Raw genomic sequence first — 18,486 nt, 5'->3', positions numbered from 1 at the left:
CTACACACTGTAGTGTGTTAACTTTCCGTGCATTCATGCCACCATTTGTCTGGAAATGATTATGTTAGGAGCTCATGTGATCGAATGAATCGACTGTGCACTTTAACCCTTTTGGGAATCGTCTTGAGCGTACTATTAATGGGTTGTCAGTCGGACAGCGCATTAGCATTTGCTGAGCGCCAGCCGCTGAGTCATTACGGCTATATAATGCCAATCGAACAAAATCGTAATCTATTGGCTCATTTTATTACAGACAAGCTGTCTGGTGACTACGGCGTTTACACGAACTACTTGGATACCAAACAGACGGATGAGGTTGCGACAGGTCATGAGGTGTTAAGCGAGTCGGCTGGGCTTATGATGCGCTACTATGCACTAACAAACCAGAAGGAGAAGTTCGATCATGTCTGGGCGCAAGCGAAGCGAACTTTCGATCGATCATCCGGACTTAGCTACCGCTACTCTCCGAAAAACCACAAACAATTTGCGATGAATACGACGGTCGATGATTTACGTATTTTACGTGCACTGGATGAAGCTTCTACCACGTTTCAATTGGATAGTTACAAGACAGATTTAAAAGAGTACGGCAATCGATTATTTCAATATAACATGAAAAATAACACCTTGCGTGATTTCTATGATGACACCTATCACATGACGAATTCGTTTATCACGCTGTGCTACATAGATATGGCTTCTATGGAGCTTTTACCCGTTTCATCGAAGAAAAAAAACGCAGCACTTACATCCATGCTAGACATCGTTAAACAAGGTTTCTTGACAGAGTCGTTTCCATTTTATCAAACTCGTTATGATTATGACTCGCATTCCTATCGATCGGAAAGCATCAATACCGTAGAAGCTCTACTCACGATACTTAATTTGGCCGAGATTAAACAGGAGCAAATGGCAAGCATTCGTTATATCAAAGATCACGTGAAGGCTGGGACGCTTTACGGCAAATATGCGTTGGACGGTACTCCGCTTAACAATGTGCAATCGACAGCCATCTACGCCATAACGGCGATGATCGGTTCAACCATTGGGGATCAAGAGCTCTATGTAGAGAGCATTACTAGAATGAATGCTATGCAGGTGCAAACACCTGGCAGCCCGCTTCACGGCGGATTTGGGGATGAAGGGACACAAATGGCGTATTCGTTTGATAATCTGATGGCTTTGTTGGCGTATATCTACTAGAGGAGAGGAAGTGCGAAACCATGATGTTATTTCACCGTGCTTGGCAATGGATGCTGCGTTTCGTTTCACCCGCTGCGTTTGCCGCGGCAGGCGTGTTCGTGATAACGGTGCTCGCACTTCTCGTACCTCCTTATATCGGTATGGCGGACAACGGCGATTATTTTCGGATTCTCAACAGTAATGGACTGTTCTTCAATGACCCTAATTATATGAACCATTATCTCGGATATTTCGTCAAAAATTACGGAATTTATCAGTACTACAACGAGAATGGGGCTACCTTTTTTTCAACGCAATCCTGGTTTATTAAAGCTTCTATGTGGATGTCACAGCTGATTCACCCTTCGACTACCTTTGATATTCGTTATCAAGCCGGGATGTATATGTTGCTTTATACAGGTGCTGTTTATTTGCTCGTCGAAGCTTTAACTTGGAACATTGCAAGGAAACTCGGTTATCTCATCGCGGCGATCGCCATTTTCATTTTCGGGGATACCGCTTACACAGCTTATTTTAACTCGTTCTATGGGGAAAGCGTCGTGTTGATCATGATGGTGTATATGGTCGCTTTCGGATTGCTTCTTTATCGGAAAAGATATAATGATTACGCCATGATCTCGTTATTCGTCCTAAGCGCAATGATACTAACAGCAAGTAAACAGCAGAATGCTCCCGTCGGCATCATCACAGCGCTACTCGGGATCTTTTTTATTTTTATACGGGAAAAAAGGGGGTACCGACTCGTAACAGGTATGCTGTTGATTGCGCTGCTGGGAGTAGGAATTGGCTCCTACGTTTTGATTCCAAAAGAGTTTGAACTAATTAACAAGTACCATGCGATGACCCGCGGTGTGCTGCTCAACTCTGCCGATCCAGAGAAGGCGCTTGAGAGCTTCCATATCGATAAACAATATGCAATTCTCACTGGAAGTCTTTACTATGATCCGTATACCCCGTATAAAATGGATTCGCCGGAGATGAAGGAGCAATTTTTTGATAAATATGGCTTCGGATCCATCTTAGTCTACTATATAACGCATCCCGATCATGCAGGCAAAATGCTGAATATCGCTGCGCAGGAAGGGTTTACGATTCGCCCCAATGCGATGGGGAATTACGAAGCATCGGTGGGTAAAGCGTTCGGAGCACATACGGCATTTTTCTCTGGCTATAGCTGGTTAAAGGAAGCGACCGCTCCCAAAACATTCGGTTTCATTCTCATTTGGATCGTGGTCATTTGTGGCTTATATATGCCATCCTTTGTCTATGCGATCAGGTCGCAGGAATGGCGAGAGTCACTCCGATTTGTGTTAATTTTCCTATTTATTGTGATCGGACTTTCGGGCATTTTCGTTTCTATTATTGGCGCGGGGGATGCGGATTTGGGGAAACATGAATTTCTATTCACGTTAAGCTTCGATGTAGTGAGCCTCATCACGTTACGGGATTTGTTAGCCAAACAATTATGGAACAATCGATCGATTGGGCGTACAACCCCTGTACAAGCAGGACAGCCTCCACATGGGGGACAAGCAATTCAGGCTTAAGTTAATGCTTACGAAGCCAGTTTTCTTACGAAAACTTTAAGGAGGAGAAGGAATGAAGAGAAAGTGGCGCTTACGATTGTGTATGGTTTGGCTTTGTGTGCTTATCGCTTGGCAAGTGTCACCGCGGTTGACGACAGCTGCAGAAACAACGTCACCGACTTCGGTCCTTCTCCTTTACGATCGTTTAGGGGTGGGTACATCCCAAGAAGGTAATGTCGATGCACTTCAGCAGCAGTTGGCCGCATTCCGTGTGTCTGTTCAGGTAATGAGCTTGGATGCCTATGTGCCCAACAAGCTGTACGCATACAGCCATGTCATTGCGATACGAAATGCGGATGATGTGACAGAGTTACCGAAGGCGTATATAGATGATTTGGCAGCGTACAACGGTTCCTACTTGCAGATTGGATATGGAAGCGGGCTTCCAGAGCGTGTGCAGTCATCACTAGGATTGGAAGTAACCAATGCGGTGGAGGATACGTCGACTCTTCAAATTGGCCAGCTAACGCAAAATGGGTTGACAACACATCATATTCGCTATATCCAGAAATTTACAGGTGAAACCTATGGGAATTGGCATTCCGAACTGTTCAACCTGCATGCGCCGTACGGTGTCGTGGAAGATAAATTCGCCTACATTTCGTATCTGGAGAGAGGGAATGCTAGTGAACTCGCCGCGTCGTATGTCTTACAGGATTGGCTGCACGTCAAGGGATATGCGCAAAATTATGTGCTTATTGATGACATTAATGCGTTCTCAGATATGGATATGCTGAATGAAATGGCGAACCGGCTGTATGATGCTGGAATCCCTTTCATGGCAAGCGTCCAGCCTGTGTTTACGAATTTGGATTATCCAGCGATGAAGCGTTACGCAGAGAGTTTAAAGCATGTGCAATCCCGCAACGGCAGTATTGTGATTCATGCACCTTTTGCAGGATCAGCGCTCAGTCAAGATCGGACAGTTCTTCGTAAGCAAATGAGTACGTTCCTGGATACACTTGCAGCTAACGAGGTAGCTCCATTAGGGATTCAGGCCGACATGGGCTGGATCTATGATCCGCATTTTATCTCGAATGGACTAACGTTCTTTGATTCAGGGTTGATGCAAGCTAGTGATTCGGCAGCGTTCCAACCTTCCTCGCAAACTTCTGTTTCCTTGGGCTTTGCCATTTATCCCGTGAAAGCGGACGTGTTAAGTGCGGTGGTTAAGTCAGGAACACCCTTGCAGACGTTGCCTATGAATACTGCCCTGATGTACAAGCTTCCTAAAGATCAAGCGGAGCTTGAAACGCTCATGACCAATATGACTTCCTTGTGGACGACGTTTGCGGACTACAAGAACACGTCCCACACCGTGCGCACAGAGGCGAACGAAATTACGTCCAAGAACGGTCATTTGCTTATTAACGGTGATCCGGTTCAACTCAATGCAGCGATGCTTGATATGGATAGTGAACATGCGTATGTGCCTAAACAAAAGGCAAGCTTAAGTTCGCTATTTGTAGTCCAAAGCCATATTCTTATCGCTCTTATCGGTACGGCGCTTTTCATTTTCATCATTTTTCTTATTATTGGGCACCGTATGTATAAGCGAAAATATACGTACAACGGGAGACAACTATGACGGTAGCCGACGTGCTCATGTTGATTGCGGTGTTATGTATCTGGTCATTGCTGCTAATTAACATTGTTCTCATCGTGGCAGGATACCTCTATTACATGCAAATCGAGAATAAGCCGGTTCCCCCTCTGAAGGGCGAACCTCCTTTTGTTACCATCATGGTCCCTGCGCATAACGAAGGGAAAGTTATTACCAAAACCGTCGAGTCCTTGCTCGCGTTAGATTATCCCCATGATCGCTATGAAATCATTGTGATTAACGATAATTCATCCGATAACAGCAAGGAGCTGCTTGCCGGTGTGCAAGCGAAGAACCCAGGACGTCAGCTGATCATTATTAATACGGATGCTGTCATTGGCGGGAAAGGCAAGTCCAATGCGCTGAATCTCGGTTTCCAGCAAAGCAAAGGTGAACTCATTGCCATCTATGATGCGGACAACACGCCTGAGAAGAAGGCCTTATTGTATCTCGTTTCCGAGATTACAAACGATGCCACGCTCGGGGCTGTTATTGGCAAATTTCGTACCCGCAATCGGGATACGAATCTGTTAACTCGTTTTATTAATGTGGAAACATTGTCCTTTCAGTGGATGGCGCAAGCAGGCCGTTGGAAATTGTTTAAATTATGTACGATTCCTGGAACGAATTTCATTATGCGCCGCGAAATTATTGAGCATATTGGCGGTTGGGATGTGAAAGCGATCGCGGAAGATACCGAGATTAGTTTTCGCATTTATTTGATGGGCTACCGCATTAAGTTCCAACCGAAATCCGTGACCTGGGAGCAAGAACCGCAGACGGTCAAGGTATGGTTTAAGCAACGGACAAGGTGGGCGAAAGGCAACATTTATGTGATTGTCAAAAATATCCCACTCTTATTTCAATCATCCGCACGTGTAGTTCGATTCGATATTCTATACTTCCTTTCGATTTATTTTTTCTTATTAACCTCGCTGGTCATGTCTGATGTCTTACTTGTTCTACATGCCCTAGGCTACGTCCGAACAACGATCGCGAGCTTCAGTTCCTTCTTATGGGTGCTGGCCATCACCTTGTTTGTCGTGGGAACCTACATAACCTTAGTGACAGAGAAAGGCGAAATGCGCTTATCTAACGTTTGGATCATCATGCTCATGTATGTGTCCTATTGTCAGATGTGGATGGTTGTAGCAGCGTATGGCTTTTATACGTATTTGAAGGATTTGATTCTGAATAGAGAAGCGAAATGGTACAAAACTGAGCGGTTCTAAGGCTGGAATGATGGGAGGTATTCTCATGAATCGACGTGTATTGGTGATTATCATCTTATGTATGTTAGTTTGGTTTCCTATCCATGGGCTAACAGCTTATGCGGATACCCCACAGCTGACTGGGGAGAAACAATTTCAGACGAATTTTGCGGATACCGTCTTAACCGGAGGTATTACCTATACACAGCAATATGTTCAGCTGGAATCGTATTGGAACGTAACCAGTTTCGATATTCACCTAGACTATCAGATCTCACAGCTGCTGCGCATTGAGCGGTCCAGTGTAACGGTTTTTGTGAATGGGACTCCGATCCATTCCTTTCGGCCGAAACAAGAAGACACTGGACTGCAACAGCTTACGATTCCAGTCCCCAAAACGGCGCTGATTCCGGGCATCAATACGATTATGGTTCAGGGTCATTTAGAAACGACTTCACCTGTCGCAGATCATGTATGTTTGCCCACGGACACGAGAGATAACTGGTTGCAAATCGCCAAGTCCTCACGGATTACAGTGCGGTATGTGCCCGAGCTCAACTCGACTCGTATTGGGGATTTTTATGAACGATTTATCGGTCTAGATACGGTGAAAAATGGCGAAAATGCCATCGCGGTCGCTTTAGATAGCGAGCCAGCAGAGTTGGAAGCGGCAACGTATGCCTTGTCAGGTTTAGCCAAAGCCAACAAAGTAACGGACAAGCCGATTCCACTAGTGCCATATTCCGATGCCCTATTTCAGCAGAAACAAATGGTCATTCTCATTGCTAACTACGATCATTTACCCGAGATGTGGAAGCCAGTTAGAGATGAGACGGACCTAGATCAGAATGCCCTTATTCAACTTCAAGAAGCAGGGGGTCACTCCGTTCTTGTGGTCACGTCCAAAGATGCTGCACTGCTTGTGAAAGCAGGAAGGTTTATCGCGAATACCTCTTTGCTGAGTCAAGTTAGTGAAGCCCGTATCGCCATTTCAAACAATACGGAAGTCGATACACCGCCTGTCAATGTAAGCTCTCAGATGAGCCTAACCGAAACAGGTGATAAACTCACAGGTGACCGCCACCGGGAGAAAGCCTATTTCATATCCCTGCCAGGCAATCGCTCGATCGCGGAAGGAAGTAAATTGAGAATCAATTATCGCTATGCGCGAAATGTGGATTGGGATCGTTCGCTGGTGACCGTTCTGATTAATGATTCACCTATAGGGAGTAAAAAACTATCAACCGAGCTCGCTGATGCTGACCACTTAGAGCTGACAATTCCGAAAACGCTGAATATTAGCGGCAATTTTACGATTAAAGTCGCGTTTGACCTTGAGTTGAAGAACGCTGGCTGTATCGAAAATCAAGATCAAATGCCATGGGCTTACATAGAGAAGGATTCCATCCTTCAACTAAATACCAAAGATCGAACAGATCTACTGTTTAACAATTATCCATACCCGTTTTTACGAGATGGCAGTTACAATCAAGTTGCCGTCGTTTTGCCCGATCAGCGTGATACCTATTTGTATCAAACGCTGACGAATGTGTTTAATTTGCTGGGGCGCTATGCGCAAACGAACACGGGAGAGGTTCTCTTTTACCAAGACACGGTGAAAGAATCCTTGCTCAAAGGGCGAGAAATCATCGCGATCGGCAGTCCTCAAGCGAACAGCATCATTAAAGTGAATAATCGGTCGCTCTATTTTCAATATGATTCTGCTGGACAAGGCTTTGTTTCTAACGAGAAAATGAGCATTGAATCGTCCTATGGCAAGCGAATTGGTTCCCTGCAGCTATTGGACTCGCCATATGAGCAAGGCTATGGGATGCTCGCATTGACGGGAAGTACGCCGGAATATACGTATTTGGCTTCCAAACTCATCGGCTCCGAGGGCAGCTTATGGAAAGTTTTCGGGGACGGAGCAGTCACCGATAAAGATGGTCATGTCCAAGCCTTTCGCTTCAAGAAAACAACCACAAAACAGCCCTCGAACGTAATCAGCGACGTGCTGGAGAGAAAAGATGTCCTAGGGTTTATGACCGCGGCCACACTTGTTGTGCTCTTAGTTATTATTTCGCTCCTCCTTATGCTTCGTAAATACAAGAAGAAGCGGAGGGATCGTGGATGAACCGCAACCGTAGCAGTATAATCTCAGATGGCGCATTCCTGTTGCTGATTTTAGCCTGTTTTGTCTCTATCGTATTTACAACCGGCAACCCTAATCTCTATTTGCAAAATATTATTTTTCTGAACCTCGCGTTCTTAATCGCGGTCGTTACGTATTTCACTAATGTGACAACAGGGCTGTTGTTGAACATTTTGTTTATATTCGGATATGGCACCTTTACACTGTATCAAACCGTTGTCGTGGGTGGCCTTATCGGGACACAGAACTATTTTTGGCTAATCATGACACCTATTTTCACAATCGCTACTTGGTTGTTTACGTATGGAAACCGCCAGCTGCAGGCGGAGAATGAGCAATTAGTGAAAGCCAACGAATCGCTGGCTACGGTTGACGCGAAGACGAGCTTGAAGAATACACTGAGCTTTCAGAAGGATGCAACAGTGTTCATGGCGTTATCCGTACGCTATCACATTCCTCTGACGTTGATGGTGATCGGCGTCAAGTATTGGGATGAGATCCGACGCATGATTAATGAAGAGCAACTGATGGAAGCCATCCATGATTTGTCTAAAATGAATCAAACCAGCATCCGCACAAATGACTCGCTGTATTTGCTGAATAAGGACAATCCGATGTGGGGGATGCTGCTGTTCACGGATCGTCAAGGCGCATCAATAGTCATCAATCGGTTAAAGAAAAGTATTGACGAGCGGAACCGTGATGCGTATGCGGAGAAATTTCGTATCGAGCTTGATCTGAAAATGGGTGCCGTAGAGTACGATGCGCAGGGGATCGCTAATCCGCTGGAGTTCATCGTGCAAGCGAAGAAGCAATTGGAATATGATGTTTAGGGGGAGTGATAATAATTATCATTCTTGGCTACAATAGGAGTAAGGCATGAAAAAAGAGGCCTATGGGGCCTCTTTTTTTAGTACCATTAGATTTTCGACTCAAACGTTTGACAGTCCGTTTCCTCTGATTTGCGAGCTTGATTACCGCCGTGGTGGCTCACGATGGAAATCGAGCTTGCATTGCATCTGTTCTCGTTGGCCCAATACTTACAAGAATTCACTTCACACTTGACATCTTTCGCCATGTCCTTTTCACCTCCCCTATCCGTATAGGGTGGGCGAAAGAGACCTCTTTTTATACATACTTATTAAAATAATCGGCTCAAAGCCCACCGTCACACCTCAGCCAATGCGATACATATACTTGAAGTAGAAGATGGTAAGCCCAACTTCAAGGGGATGATGGGACAATGGCAGCCAAAGACGAGACGCAGACCTGCGTGAGATGCAAGTACGTTGCTGTGAAAGAAGACAGGTATTGCATTCATTGCGGGGCGCCGCTCAAAAATCGTTGCACGAAAGAAAAAACGCTGCTCCACAAAGGATGCAGCAAGGTGAATAAAGCGGATGCCAAGTATTGTGCCGATTGCGGGACAGCGACGACGTTTAGTGAATGGGGATTATTATAGGAAAAAGGCTCGGGAGCTGCCCGAGCCTTTTTCCTATTTGTTCTGGAGAATTATCTGCCAGAGATCCGCTTGATCGTAACCTAATCGCCAGGCGGCAACGCCAGCGATGTCATACTTCTTGGCGATCGCCAGCCGCGCCTTCACGGTTGCAGCATCCTCAAGCCAGAAGACATAGGTCGAGCCATTCTCTTGATAGGAAATACGGTATTGACCGAACTCGTTATCCCATGTTTGTGTGGTTTGCTTGGAGGCGATGAGCGCCGGAATATCTTTCATCAAGACGGTGCGATTGCTGAGCAACGCGCCGCTCGCGTCCAACTGCCATTCACGTACATAGTAAGGAATGCCCAGAATGATTTTATCCCGCGGAACCCCGTAGGAGAGGAACTCCTGAATGCCGCCGTCCGACCAGGGCAAGCCTGATACGGAACCGGCTGAGGTGCTGCCGCGCCAATACTGATCATACGACATGATCACGATATAATCGACGAGTGCGCCCAGCTTTTCATGGTCAAAGGCAGACAAATGATTCCATTTTACGCTCCCGCGCGGTAAATCGATGGAAATCGTAAGCCCTTTGGCATGCGCGTAAATCGTCAGCTTGGAGATGAAAGCCGTGAACGCATTGCGGTCACTGCCAGCGAGGCTTTCGAAGTCCACGTTGATGCCAGGGACGCCCAATTGAACGGAGCGGTCAACTAGCTTTGTAATGAACAGGTCTTGTGCAGACGCATTGGCAAGAAACTGTGTTGTTAAGGATGCGTTAAACTGATTGCTCACGAGCGGATAAACGGTTTTGCCGTTATTTTTCAACCATTTCACGGTATCCGCATTCGATGTATCTTTCAGATTCCCGCTGGCGTCAGCGAGTTCGAAATACGTAGGTGAATCCACATCCAACCCGATCGTATTGGCGACCTGTGATTTGATCGTGTCTCCGCTTGATACGCCATTCCAACCCCAGACTTGCAATTTTTTGAAATTGTCCCACAGGATGCGGTGTTCCAGTGTTTGAACAGAGGCATTGCTGTATTGTTTGCCGTAGGCTAATGCTTCTGGCAAGGTCCGGAATTCACCAATTAGGTTCGTACTTTGAAAGACTTGATAGGAAGCGTAGTTGTTCCAAATTTTCCGACCATCGCGGTAGATCGAGCTATGACCCCACAGCTGTCCATACCGAATCGCATCATCGATGGAGACAAATTCCTGCAGAAACGTATCGTTTTGATACACTTTATATGTTTTAAGATTACTGTAAACGGTTTGCTTCGTGTTGATATTCACGACGGTTGAATTTCCCCATCCGAGCGCCTCGTGAATGGCGTCCTCTAACGAGGCAAATCCCCAATTGGGCGCCGTATAGGTGCCTTGGTACACTTGATACGTAACCGTGCCTTCACGGTTAGCTTGCTTGGCATCTGGGGTTAGATTGTCCCAAATCCACTGATTGGTCCCCAAATCGATAATATGGGCATTGCCCCATCGTTTGGCTTCATTGATCGCATCGGTCAGACTTGTAAACTTCCAGCCCTCGAGGGAAATCTCATTTTGGTAAAGTTGATAACGGGGGTAATTGTTCCACACCCAGCCCGTCGATTGCAAATCGCGCACACTTGCATTGGACCATTTCTTGGCTTCCGCAATGGCTTCGTTCAATGTCGCGAATTGCCACTCGGGCAGCGTCACATCTTGCTGGTACACTTGATAGCGCGGTAGATTGTTCCATACCCATGTGCGGGAGCCGATTTCCTCCACGTGACTGTTAGAGTAGCCTCTTGCATACGCTTCGGCTTGTCCATAAGCAGCGAATTCCATCAACACTTGATTGTACTGATAGACGCGGTATTTTGTCGTTTTGTCAGCGCCCGAGGGATTTGCATTCGCTGCTGAAACCGTAGCGGGAACCGTCATTGCAAACACTAATGAAGAACAAAGTAGCCATTTTCCTATTTTCATCGCTTCAGCCTCTTTCTAGTAAGCTACTCTATTGGACGCAAGAAGTGATAGAATGGTTGCGTTCTCGGAGACTTGGTAGTTCATGGATAGCTGAGCGAAGTTGGACGATGACGTGACTTTTTAGTAACATGATAGAGATGGGTTGTACCGTGATTTTAGCAGGGTGAGGAGCAGTTCGATGACACAGTATCCAGAGGCGTATATCTCATATTTATGTTACTTTCACGGTGAGCGTGATTATTTCGAATGTCATGAAGTGATGGAGGAATTTTGGAAGGAGCACCCCGACGATCCGCGCAAACCGACGTATGTCGGTTTGATCCAGATTGCGGTCGGACTGTATCACAGCCGAAGAGGAAATGTAGCAGGAGCGGTGAAAATGCTGCGCAGCGCCCTTCGCAATCTGAAGCACGAGGATGTGCATTCCTTAGGCTTGCAGGATGAGGAGCTGCGAGACCGCATCTCACAAGTCATAGAAGCCATAGAAGGTGAGAACTATCAGTTTAAGGATATGAATTTACCGATTGTCGATGATGAACTGATCGAAGCTTGCCTGGCTATTTGTGCTGAACAAGGTCTTACCTGGGAAGCCCCCAGTCAGATGGACAACGAGATGCTTACCCTGAAACATACACGTCGTGACCGTACGGAGGTCATTGAGGAAAGAGCGAGACAACAAGCGATGCGAAAGGCAGGAGGGAGTTCTAAATGAGTTCAGAAGGCAAAATTCTAGTCGTAGAAGATGAACGAAATATTTCAGAGGTCGTTAAGCTGTACCTGGAGCACGCAAATTTCGAAGCGATTCAACTTTATCGCGGCGCTGATGTGCTGCGGACGATTATGGCGGAAAGACCGCTGCTCGTGCTGCTGGACATCATGCTGCCCGATTACTCGGGTTACGAGCTGTGCGAACAAATTCGCAAAATGGATAGCCCATATCACCATACGCCGATCATTTTCCTGACAGCCAAAGGGGAATCCCTCGATAAATTGAGAGGGTTCAACTTAGGCGTTGATGATTACATGGTCAAACCATTTGACCCGAATGAACTGATTGCTCGAATCAAAGCTGTGCTTCGCCGGACGGTGCAACCTCCTGCCGAAACCACGCAACCGCAGAGCTCGAGCCGCAAATGGCTGGAAATCGCCAATATTGTGATCGATTTGGAGCAATATCGGGTTACGGTTGACGGTGCCCGCATTGAATTAACGCCGAAAGAGATTGAATTGCTGTTCTTCTTGATGAGCAACCCGAGCCGTGTCTTCTCACGCGAGGATCTGCTGGGTTATGTGTGGAACTTTGATTTTACGGGGGGAACACGAACCGTGGATGCCCATGTGAAAAACCTCCGCAAGAAGCTCGGCCAGCACGATTCTTGGAACATTCAAACGTTATGGGGCATCGGATACTCCTTTGAGGTGACCAGCAATGCTTGAGGGGTGGAAGCTAGGTCGTTATAACAGTTTATATATTAAAATGTTTCTGTCCTTCCTCGCGACGTGCGTGCTTTTTTTCGTCGGACTTTTCGTTTTCTGGAATTATTATTTCACGGATTTGTTCTACAAGGATAAGATTGAACTGCTAGAGACCCGAAACACGGAAATCATTCGCTTGTTAAATTCCGTTCAAGACGGTACGATCTCGACACGTGAGCTGAAGTATACGGTGCGGATTTTGGCCAGAAGCATCAATGGTCAAGTTTGGCTAGTAGATGACAAAGGATCCATTACGAATGGCTCCTCCGATAATGAAGGCAAAGCGATCCCGAAGCCGATGGATGGCTTATTTATCGATGGCTTGCACGGGCATACGGGGCACAGCATGGTTACGGTGGAGTCGTCCGACGGCAGCCGCAACTTATTTGTCTTTTACGCACCTTATCAGCTGGACAATCAGCCGATGGTGATCATGCTGCATTTTCCAGCTGGTGATATTCGCGAGGTCATTACGGCTGTTCGATTGAATATTTTACTGCCGCTGCTATTCTCGCTTGTCGCCGTAGGCATCATCCTATTCGTCTTGTCCCGCAAGTTAGCAGGCCCCTTGCAACAAATGAATCGCGCTGCGCTCGAGCTTGCCCACGGCAATTTCACGACGCGAGTACCTGTCACTTCCCAAGATGAAGTCGGACAGCTGGCAACCAGCTTCAACTTTATGGTGGACAAGCTTGAGGAGTGGGAGGGAACGCGGCAGGAGTTTCTTGCCAACGTTTCCCACGAGCTGCGCTCTCCGCTAACAGCATTGCGCGGATTCATTGTGGCGATGAATGATGGCATCATTCCGCAGGAGAAGTACCCGCATTATTTGCGGATTTGTGATCAAGAAGTGCAGCGCTTGCAGCGGTTAGTTTCAGATTTGCTCGATCTTGCGCAAATTCAAAATGGCGGAGATGTGTATCGCGTGCGGCCTGTTGCCATCATGGATTTGTTGGAGGACTCACTTGAACTCTTGAAGCCTGCGATTGCCGAGAAGCAAATCAGTTTACATTTGATTGCGCCAAGTCCTCAAACGAGAGAGGCTCTAGTGCTATTGGATCCCGACCGTTTTACCCAAATTATTCATAATCTGATTTCGAATTCATTGAAATTCACTGCTAGCGGCGGAACACTGACGTTCGCCGTAGAGGAGCATGAGAGGGACGTACATCTCTATATGCGTGACACGGGAACAGGTATGAACGAGGAAGAATTAGCGCGAATTTGGGACCGTTTCTATAAAGGCGATGAAGCTCGGACGTTCAAGTCAGATGAGATGTCAGGAACGGGACTTGGTCTGACCATTGTCAAACATTTGGTTACGGGGATGCAAGGTACGATCGGGGCACGAAGTCGATTGGGAGAGGGAACCGAGTTTCATTTGATTTTTCCGAGGATTCCTCAAAATCTTCTGTAATTTTCACATTTTAGACACAATTAATTCATACATCATTCACAATTCTCCCCTATTCTGAGAATGATGGACGGGTTTAGAGGAGGTGCTCAGGTTGGGCTTTCCACGCACAATCTTGCTTAGTATGTCACTCTCTGCCATTCTGCTAGCCAGTTGTCAACAACACCGGACTGAGCTTTCTAACGCTTCTGCCACGATCATGCCGCAGGCGCCTGTAACGGAAGCCGTTCTTCAATCGCAACCTTCAACGGAAGATGTGCAAAATCAAAGAGAAATGCTGTTAGTCATGCTCTTCCAAGGACTGCTCGTGTTGGATCGGCAGCCTTCCTTGGCTTTGACAGCAGATCAGGCACATGTTATTTTGCCCGTTGTTCGGAGAAGCATCGAAGAAGGAAGCATTGACGAATCGGAACGCAAAGACATCATCGCTGCACTGACCGAGGAACAGAGAGCTTACCTGGAAGAACAGTCGAAACAAATGAAGCAGCGAATGGCTGAACGAAGGAACAGACCTCGGGAAAAGCTTTCGCAAGCGGAGAGGGAACGAATTGTAAACGCTTTCGAACGAAAGCGGAAGGTTGAACGACAGATTGAAGCTGGCGTGTCAGACCAAGTGAACAGTGAAGTTACAATCCCTGAACCGCGAGGCATGGGAGGAAGTGTGGAACAACAACTCGTGGAGTTGCTTGTTTCGAGAGGAAGATAGCGTAAACATGCTAAGGGGGAAGTATCAGAATGAAATGGGTTCGCAGTAAATGGTTCATTGTGCTAGTTGCAATTTGCGTTTGTGCGGGTGGGACTTATGCTTACATGGCAAAAGGGAAGAAAACCAAAACCGCAGTAACGAAAGAAGTCACTTTCGAAGTCAAAAAGGGGAATATTCGCTCCTCCGTATCAGGCACCGCGCAATTTGAACCGAAGGATACGCAAACCATTACTTCTACAGAGAATGCGAACATTAAGGCGATTCACTTGACGCGCAACCAGGCGGTCAAAGCGGGAGATGTTCTTATCGAGCTTACGAGTTCGACGTTAGAGAACGATCTTCAGGATGCTAAGCTCACGCTGGAGCAAATGACCAAGGATTTGGATACCCTTCAGGGGCAAAAGGGATTGATGGGTGTTACCGCTCCGATCAGCGGCAAGCTGACGTATGCGAATGTTGATCTGGGATCAACCATCAATAAATCAACCAAAATTGCGACTATTGGCGATGCCAGCAAGTTAACGGTGACGTTACCGTTCTTCCTGGAGGATGCTTCGCAATTACATAAAGGTGATCTTGTCGATCTGACTGTAGACGGCTTCATGATCACCAAAACGGGCACGATTACTGCCATTTCCAAAGATCCGAAATCGGACGGAAAAGGCGGCAAACTCGTCGACATCGACATTCAAGTTACGAACGACAATTCCATGGATGCAGGACAAAATGTGATGGCCTCGGCTGCCATTGGCGGTCGTACAGCGGATTCACAAGGAAAGGCCGCACTTCAATACAGCCAAGTAGCGACGGTTCTTGCGGGGACGACAGGAAGTATCTCCACGCTTCCGTTCAAAACTGGCGCCATTGTCCGCAAAGGCGATCTCATTGCCAGCTTCGCGAACGATACGCTTGATGACAGCATTCTGACGGCACAATCTGCTTTAGAGCGTCAGAAACTGAAAGTCACAGCAGCACAAGATAAAGTCGATTCGTTGAAAATCGTTGCACCGTTCGATGGTGTGTTCTCAACGGACTTCGTCAACAAAAAGAACGATATTTTAAGCTCGTTCCGTGTCGGAACGAAAGTGCCGAGCGGTACGCAGTTCGGTGCTGTTGCCAGCTTTGCGAAAATGCAATTGCCGGTTCAAGTGGATGAGCTGGATCTTCCGAACATTAAAGTCGGGATGAAAGCTGAGATTAAGGTAGATTCCTTCCCCGGCCGGACGTTCCCAGCCGAAGTGACGCAAGTGTCCACGGTAGGAACAACGACGAATGGCGTTACGTTCTATGATGTTGTTCTAGCGACTGAGAACAAAGATAATATCTTGAAATATGGGATGACCGCAACAGGCGAAATTTTGATTCAGGATAAAAAGGATGCGCTCTATATCCCGCCTGAGGCGCTGCAACTTTCGCGGGGGAAACGTTCGGTCACGCTGAAGAAAGCGGATGGCACGAATGAGACCGAGCATGAAGTGAAGATTGGGATTCGCTCTTCCACACAAATTGAAATTACGGAAGGTCTGAAAGAAGGGGACAAAGTTGTTCTTCCTCAGGCAATAAAAAGACAACAAAACTTAAGTCAAGATGAAATCAATCGTTTACGTCAACAATTCCAACAAAATGGCGGCGGCGCAGGCGGATTTGGCGGAGGAGGCGGAGGCTTCCAAGGCGGCGGTGCAGGAGGAGCTGGTGGCGCTGGTGGTGGCGGTAACGGTGGCAACGGCGGCGGTAACGCCCGGACTAATGCTGGTGGCGGTGGCGGCGGAGCCAGATAATACGCCCGGGAAAGGAGCTGTTGCGGTTGAATATCATTGAACTGAAAGACATTACGAAAACCTATCGACGCGGTGCGGAAGATCTTCCTATTTTGCGTAATATATCGCTTTCTGTTGCCGATGGTGATTTCGTAGCCATTATTGGTCCCAGTGGATCAGGCAAATCGACGCTTATGAATACAATCGGACTGCTGGATGTACCCACGTCTGGCAGCTACACCTTAGATGGTGTCGTTACTGAGCACATGAGTGATAATGCGTTAGCAGAGCTCAGGAATCAGAAGATCGGGTTTATTTTCCAGCAGTTTAATTTGCTGCCACGTTTAACCGCCATGGAAAATGTTGAACTCCCGATGATCTATGCGGGCATTTCGAAGAAAGAGCGGAAACAGAGAGCGCATGACATGCTGAAAATGCTCGGCATGGGCGAGCGCGGACATCATCGTCCGAGCGAGCTGTCAGGTGGTCAGCAGCAGCGGGTTGCGATTGCGCGTGCCTTAGCGATTTCACCTTCCTTGATCCTGGCCGATGAGCCGACAGGGGCTTTGGATTCGCGGACGGGGGAAGAAGTGCTGGAACTCATCCTGCAACTTAACGCCCAAGGGAACACGATCGTCTTGATTACGCACGATCATCATATTGCCGATAATGCGAAAAGGGTTGTTGCCCTCCGAGACGGCGTCATCATTGATGATTATCGCAATAGCTCGAAGCGCAATATCCAGCAGCAAGAGGTGAGCGTATGAAACTAAGTGAACTGATTCGGATGTCGCTGCGGACGATCATTTCAAGTCCATTGCGTACATTCCTGACCATGCTCGGCGTGATCATTGGCGTGAGCTCGGTCGTGACGCTGGTCTCGATCGGTCAAGGAACTTCCGAACAAATTGCCAAGCAATATGAGAATATGGGGACGAATCTGCTCGTTGTGACGGCGACGGGGAATGGACGCGCAACACAATTGAATTATGATGATCTCATGAATTTCGAGAACTTCCCTGAATTCAAATCCATTGCACCGACGATGACGAAGAACGGCTCCAATATTAAATACGATCGAACGCAGGAAAAATACAATGTCATCGGTACGAATGATCGTTATTTCGATATTATTAAAGCTAAGATCGATAAAGGACGAAATCTGTCACCTACCGATCTGGAATTTCGATCAAATGTGGCCATTCTCGGCAGCGAAGTCGCTAAGAAGTTCTTTAACACGTTAGATCCAGTAGGCGAATCGATCAACATTGATGGTGTCGTTTTCAATATTATTGGAACGCTGAAAGAGAAGGGGTCTAACATCGGCGGGGCCTCCGTGGATAGTTCAGTCATCGTACCGTTGGAATCAGCGAGACGTCAGTTCAAACTAGGGCAAATTCGGACAACGTACGTGGAAGCACCGACGAAGGACGATATTTACACCGCGCAAGAAACGATGAAGTCCTACCTGACGTACAAGTTCAAAAGCGATACAGGGTTCGTTCTTACGAATCAGGATGAACTGCTAAAAGCACGGACTGAAGCGACGAACACGCTTACGAATCAATTAGTGGCGGTTGCCTTAATTTCCCTCCTCGTTGGAGGCATCGGAATTATGAATATCATGTTAGTTACCGTCAGTGAACGTACGCGAGAGATTGGGATTCGCAAATCAATTGGTGCGAAGCGCCGTAATATTTTGCTGCAATTCCTGGTTGAAGCGGTTGTCATCAGCGGTATGGGCGGATTAATCGGATTGCTGTTAGGGATTGGCTTCTCCTATGCGCTACCTTACTTCAGCCCGAAACAGACGACTAGTCTTTCTTTTGACGTAGGACTCTATTCCTTCTTATTTTCTGTGCTGGTTGGTGTTATTTTCGGTCTCTACCCAGCGAACAAAGCATCCAAATTACGTCCAATAGACGCATTGCGTTCGGACTAAGATTATTTCATGAGGAGG

The 18,486-nt window shown here is 47.1% G+C and carries 16 protein-coding genes; 14 read left to right on the top strand and 2 right to left on the bottom strand.

Going from position 1 to position 18,486, the window contains the following annotated elements:
* Window positions 1-123 precede the first annotated feature (123 nt).
* The 6 genes from MJB10_RS14385 to MJB10_RS14360 are packed head-to-tail and all read left to right on the top strand — an operon-like array spanning window position 124 to window position 8,588.
* Complete coding sequence (locus tag MJB10_RS14385; RefSeq protein ID WP_314795671.1) at window positions 124-1,203, top strand: hypothetical protein; 1,080 nt, start codon at window positions 124-126, stop codon at window positions 1,201-1,203.
* Window positions 1,204-1,223: 20 nt separating this feature from the next.
* Window positions 1,224-2,750 (top strand): glycan biosynthesis hexose transferase WsfD, encoded by a 1,527-nt coding sequence (wsfD, locus tag MJB10_RS14380; RefSeq protein ID WP_314795670.1) that lies wholly within the window; start codon window positions 1,224-1,226, stop codon window positions 2,748-2,750.
* Between the two features lie 52 nt (window positions 2,751-2,802).
* A complete protein-coding gene (locus MJB10_RS14375) occupies window positions 2,803-4,377 on the top strand; it encodes a DUF2334 domain-containing protein (RefSeq protein WP_314795668.1) in 1,575 nt (524 codons plus the stop codon).
* Window positions 4,374-5,624, top strand: coding sequence for a glycosyltransferase (locus MJB10_RS14370; protein ID WP_314795666.1), 1,251 nt, complete (start codon window positions 4,374-4,376; stop codon window positions 5,622-5,624). Before MJB10_RS14375 ends, MJB10_RS14370 begins: the two co-directional genes overlap by 4 nt.
* Before the next feature lie 25 nt (window positions 5,625-5,649).
* On the top strand, window positions 5,650-7,737 hold the full coding sequence (locus MJB10_RS14365; protein ID WP_314795665.1) for a cellulose biosynthesis cyclic di-GMP-binding regulatory protein BcsB: 2,088 nt from the start codon (window positions 5,650-5,652) through the stop codon (window positions 7,735-7,737).
* Window positions 7,734-8,588, top strand: a complete 855-nt coding sequence (locus MJB10_RS14360) for a GGDEF domain-containing protein (RefSeq protein ID WP_314795663.1) — start codon at window positions 7,734-7,736, stop codon at window positions 8,586-8,588. The genes MJB10_RS14365 and MJB10_RS14360 overlap by 4 nt, the downstream gene beginning before the upstream one ends.
* Window positions 8,589-8,674: 86 nt before the next feature.
* Here the strand turns inward: MJB10_RS14360 and MJB10_RS14355 are convergent, their stop codons facing one another.
* Window positions 8,675-8,833, bottom strand: coding sequence for a DUF1540 domain-containing protein (locus tag MJB10_RS14355; RefSeq protein ID WP_314795661.1), 159 nt, complete (start codon window positions 8,831-8,833; stop codon window positions 8,675-8,677).
* Between the two features lie 165 nt (window positions 8,834-8,998).
* On the opposite strand from MJB10_RS14355, the gene MJB10_RS14350 reads away from it, so the two are divergent.
* Window positions 8,999-9,217, top strand: coding sequence for a hypothetical protein (locus MJB10_RS14350; RefSeq protein ID WP_314795660.1), 219 nt, complete (start codon window positions 8,999-9,001; stop codon window positions 9,215-9,217).
* Window positions 9,218-9,250: 33 nt separating this feature from the next.
* Here MJB10_RS14350 and MJB10_RS14345 read toward each other — a convergent pair whose 3' ends face one another.
* Window positions 9,251-11,173, bottom strand: a complete 1,923-nt coding sequence (locus tag MJB10_RS14345; RefSeq protein WP_314795658.1) for a glycosyl hydrolase family 18 protein — start codon at window positions 11,171-11,173, stop codon at window positions 9,251-9,253.
* Between the two features lie 178 nt (window positions 11,174-11,351).
* Between MJB10_RS14345 and MJB10_RS14340 the strand changes: the two genes are divergently transcribed.
* The 7 genes from MJB10_RS14340 to MJB10_RS14310 all read left to right on the top strand — a co-directional run bounded on the left by MJB10_RS14340 (window position 11,352) and on the right by MJB10_RS14310 (window position 18,468).
* Complete coding sequence (locus tag MJB10_RS14340) at window positions 11,352-11,885, top strand: DUF309 domain-containing protein (protein WP_314795656.1); 534 nt, start codon at window positions 11,352-11,354, stop codon at window positions 11,883-11,885.
* Window positions 11,882-12,610: a response regulator transcription factor gene (locus tag MJB10_RS14335; RefSeq protein WP_314795654.1), complete on the top strand. Its 729-nt coding sequence runs from the start codon at window positions 11,882-11,884 to the stop codon at window positions 12,608-12,610. The genes MJB10_RS14340 and MJB10_RS14335 overlap by 4 nt, the downstream gene beginning before the upstream one ends.
* On the top strand, window positions 12,603-14,066 hold the full coding sequence (locus tag MJB10_RS14330; RefSeq protein ID WP_314795652.1) for a sensor histidine kinase: 1,464 nt from the start codon (window positions 12,603-12,605) through the stop codon (window positions 14,064-14,066). Before MJB10_RS14335 ends, MJB10_RS14330 begins: the two co-directional genes overlap by 8 nt.
* A gap of 91 nt (window positions 14,067-14,157) precedes the next feature.
* Window positions 14,158-14,769 carry a hypothetical protein gene (locus MJB10_RS14325; RefSeq protein ID WP_314795650.1) on the top strand — a complete coding sequence of 204 codons (612 nt, stop codon included), beginning with the start codon at window positions 14,158-14,160 and terminating at the stop codon, window positions 14,767-14,769.
* Between the two features lie 29 nt (window positions 14,770-14,798).
* Window positions 14,799-16,547 (top strand): efflux RND transporter periplasmic adaptor subunit, encoded by a 1,749-nt coding sequence (locus MJB10_RS14320; RefSeq protein WP_314795648.1) that lies wholly within the window; start codon window positions 14,799-14,801, stop codon window positions 16,545-16,547.
* Window positions 16,548-16,573: 26 nt separating this feature from the next.
* Entirely contained in the window at window positions 16,574-17,293 is a 720-nt protein-coding gene (locus tag MJB10_RS14315; RefSeq protein ID WP_314795647.1) for an ABC transporter ATP-binding protein, read from the top strand.
* The gene (locus MJB10_RS14310) at window positions 17,290-18,468 is read left to right on the top strand and encodes an ABC transporter permease (protein WP_314795645.1); all 1,179 of its coding nucleotides are present in this window, start codon (window positions 17,290-17,292) and stop codon (window positions 18,466-18,468) included. Before MJB10_RS14315 ends, MJB10_RS14310 begins: the two co-directional genes overlap by 4 nt.
* Window positions 18,469-18,486 lie beyond the last annotated feature (18 nt).

The sequence above is a fragment of the Paenibacillus sp. MBLB1832 genome (assembly GCF_032271945.1).
Lineage (GTDB): Bacteria > Bacillota > Bacilli > Paenibacillales > NBRC-103111 > Paenibacillus_E > Paenibacillus_E roseopurpureus.
The sequence above is the reverse complement of the archived record's forward strand: the minus strand, read 5'-3'. Positions and strand labels throughout refer to the sequence as shown.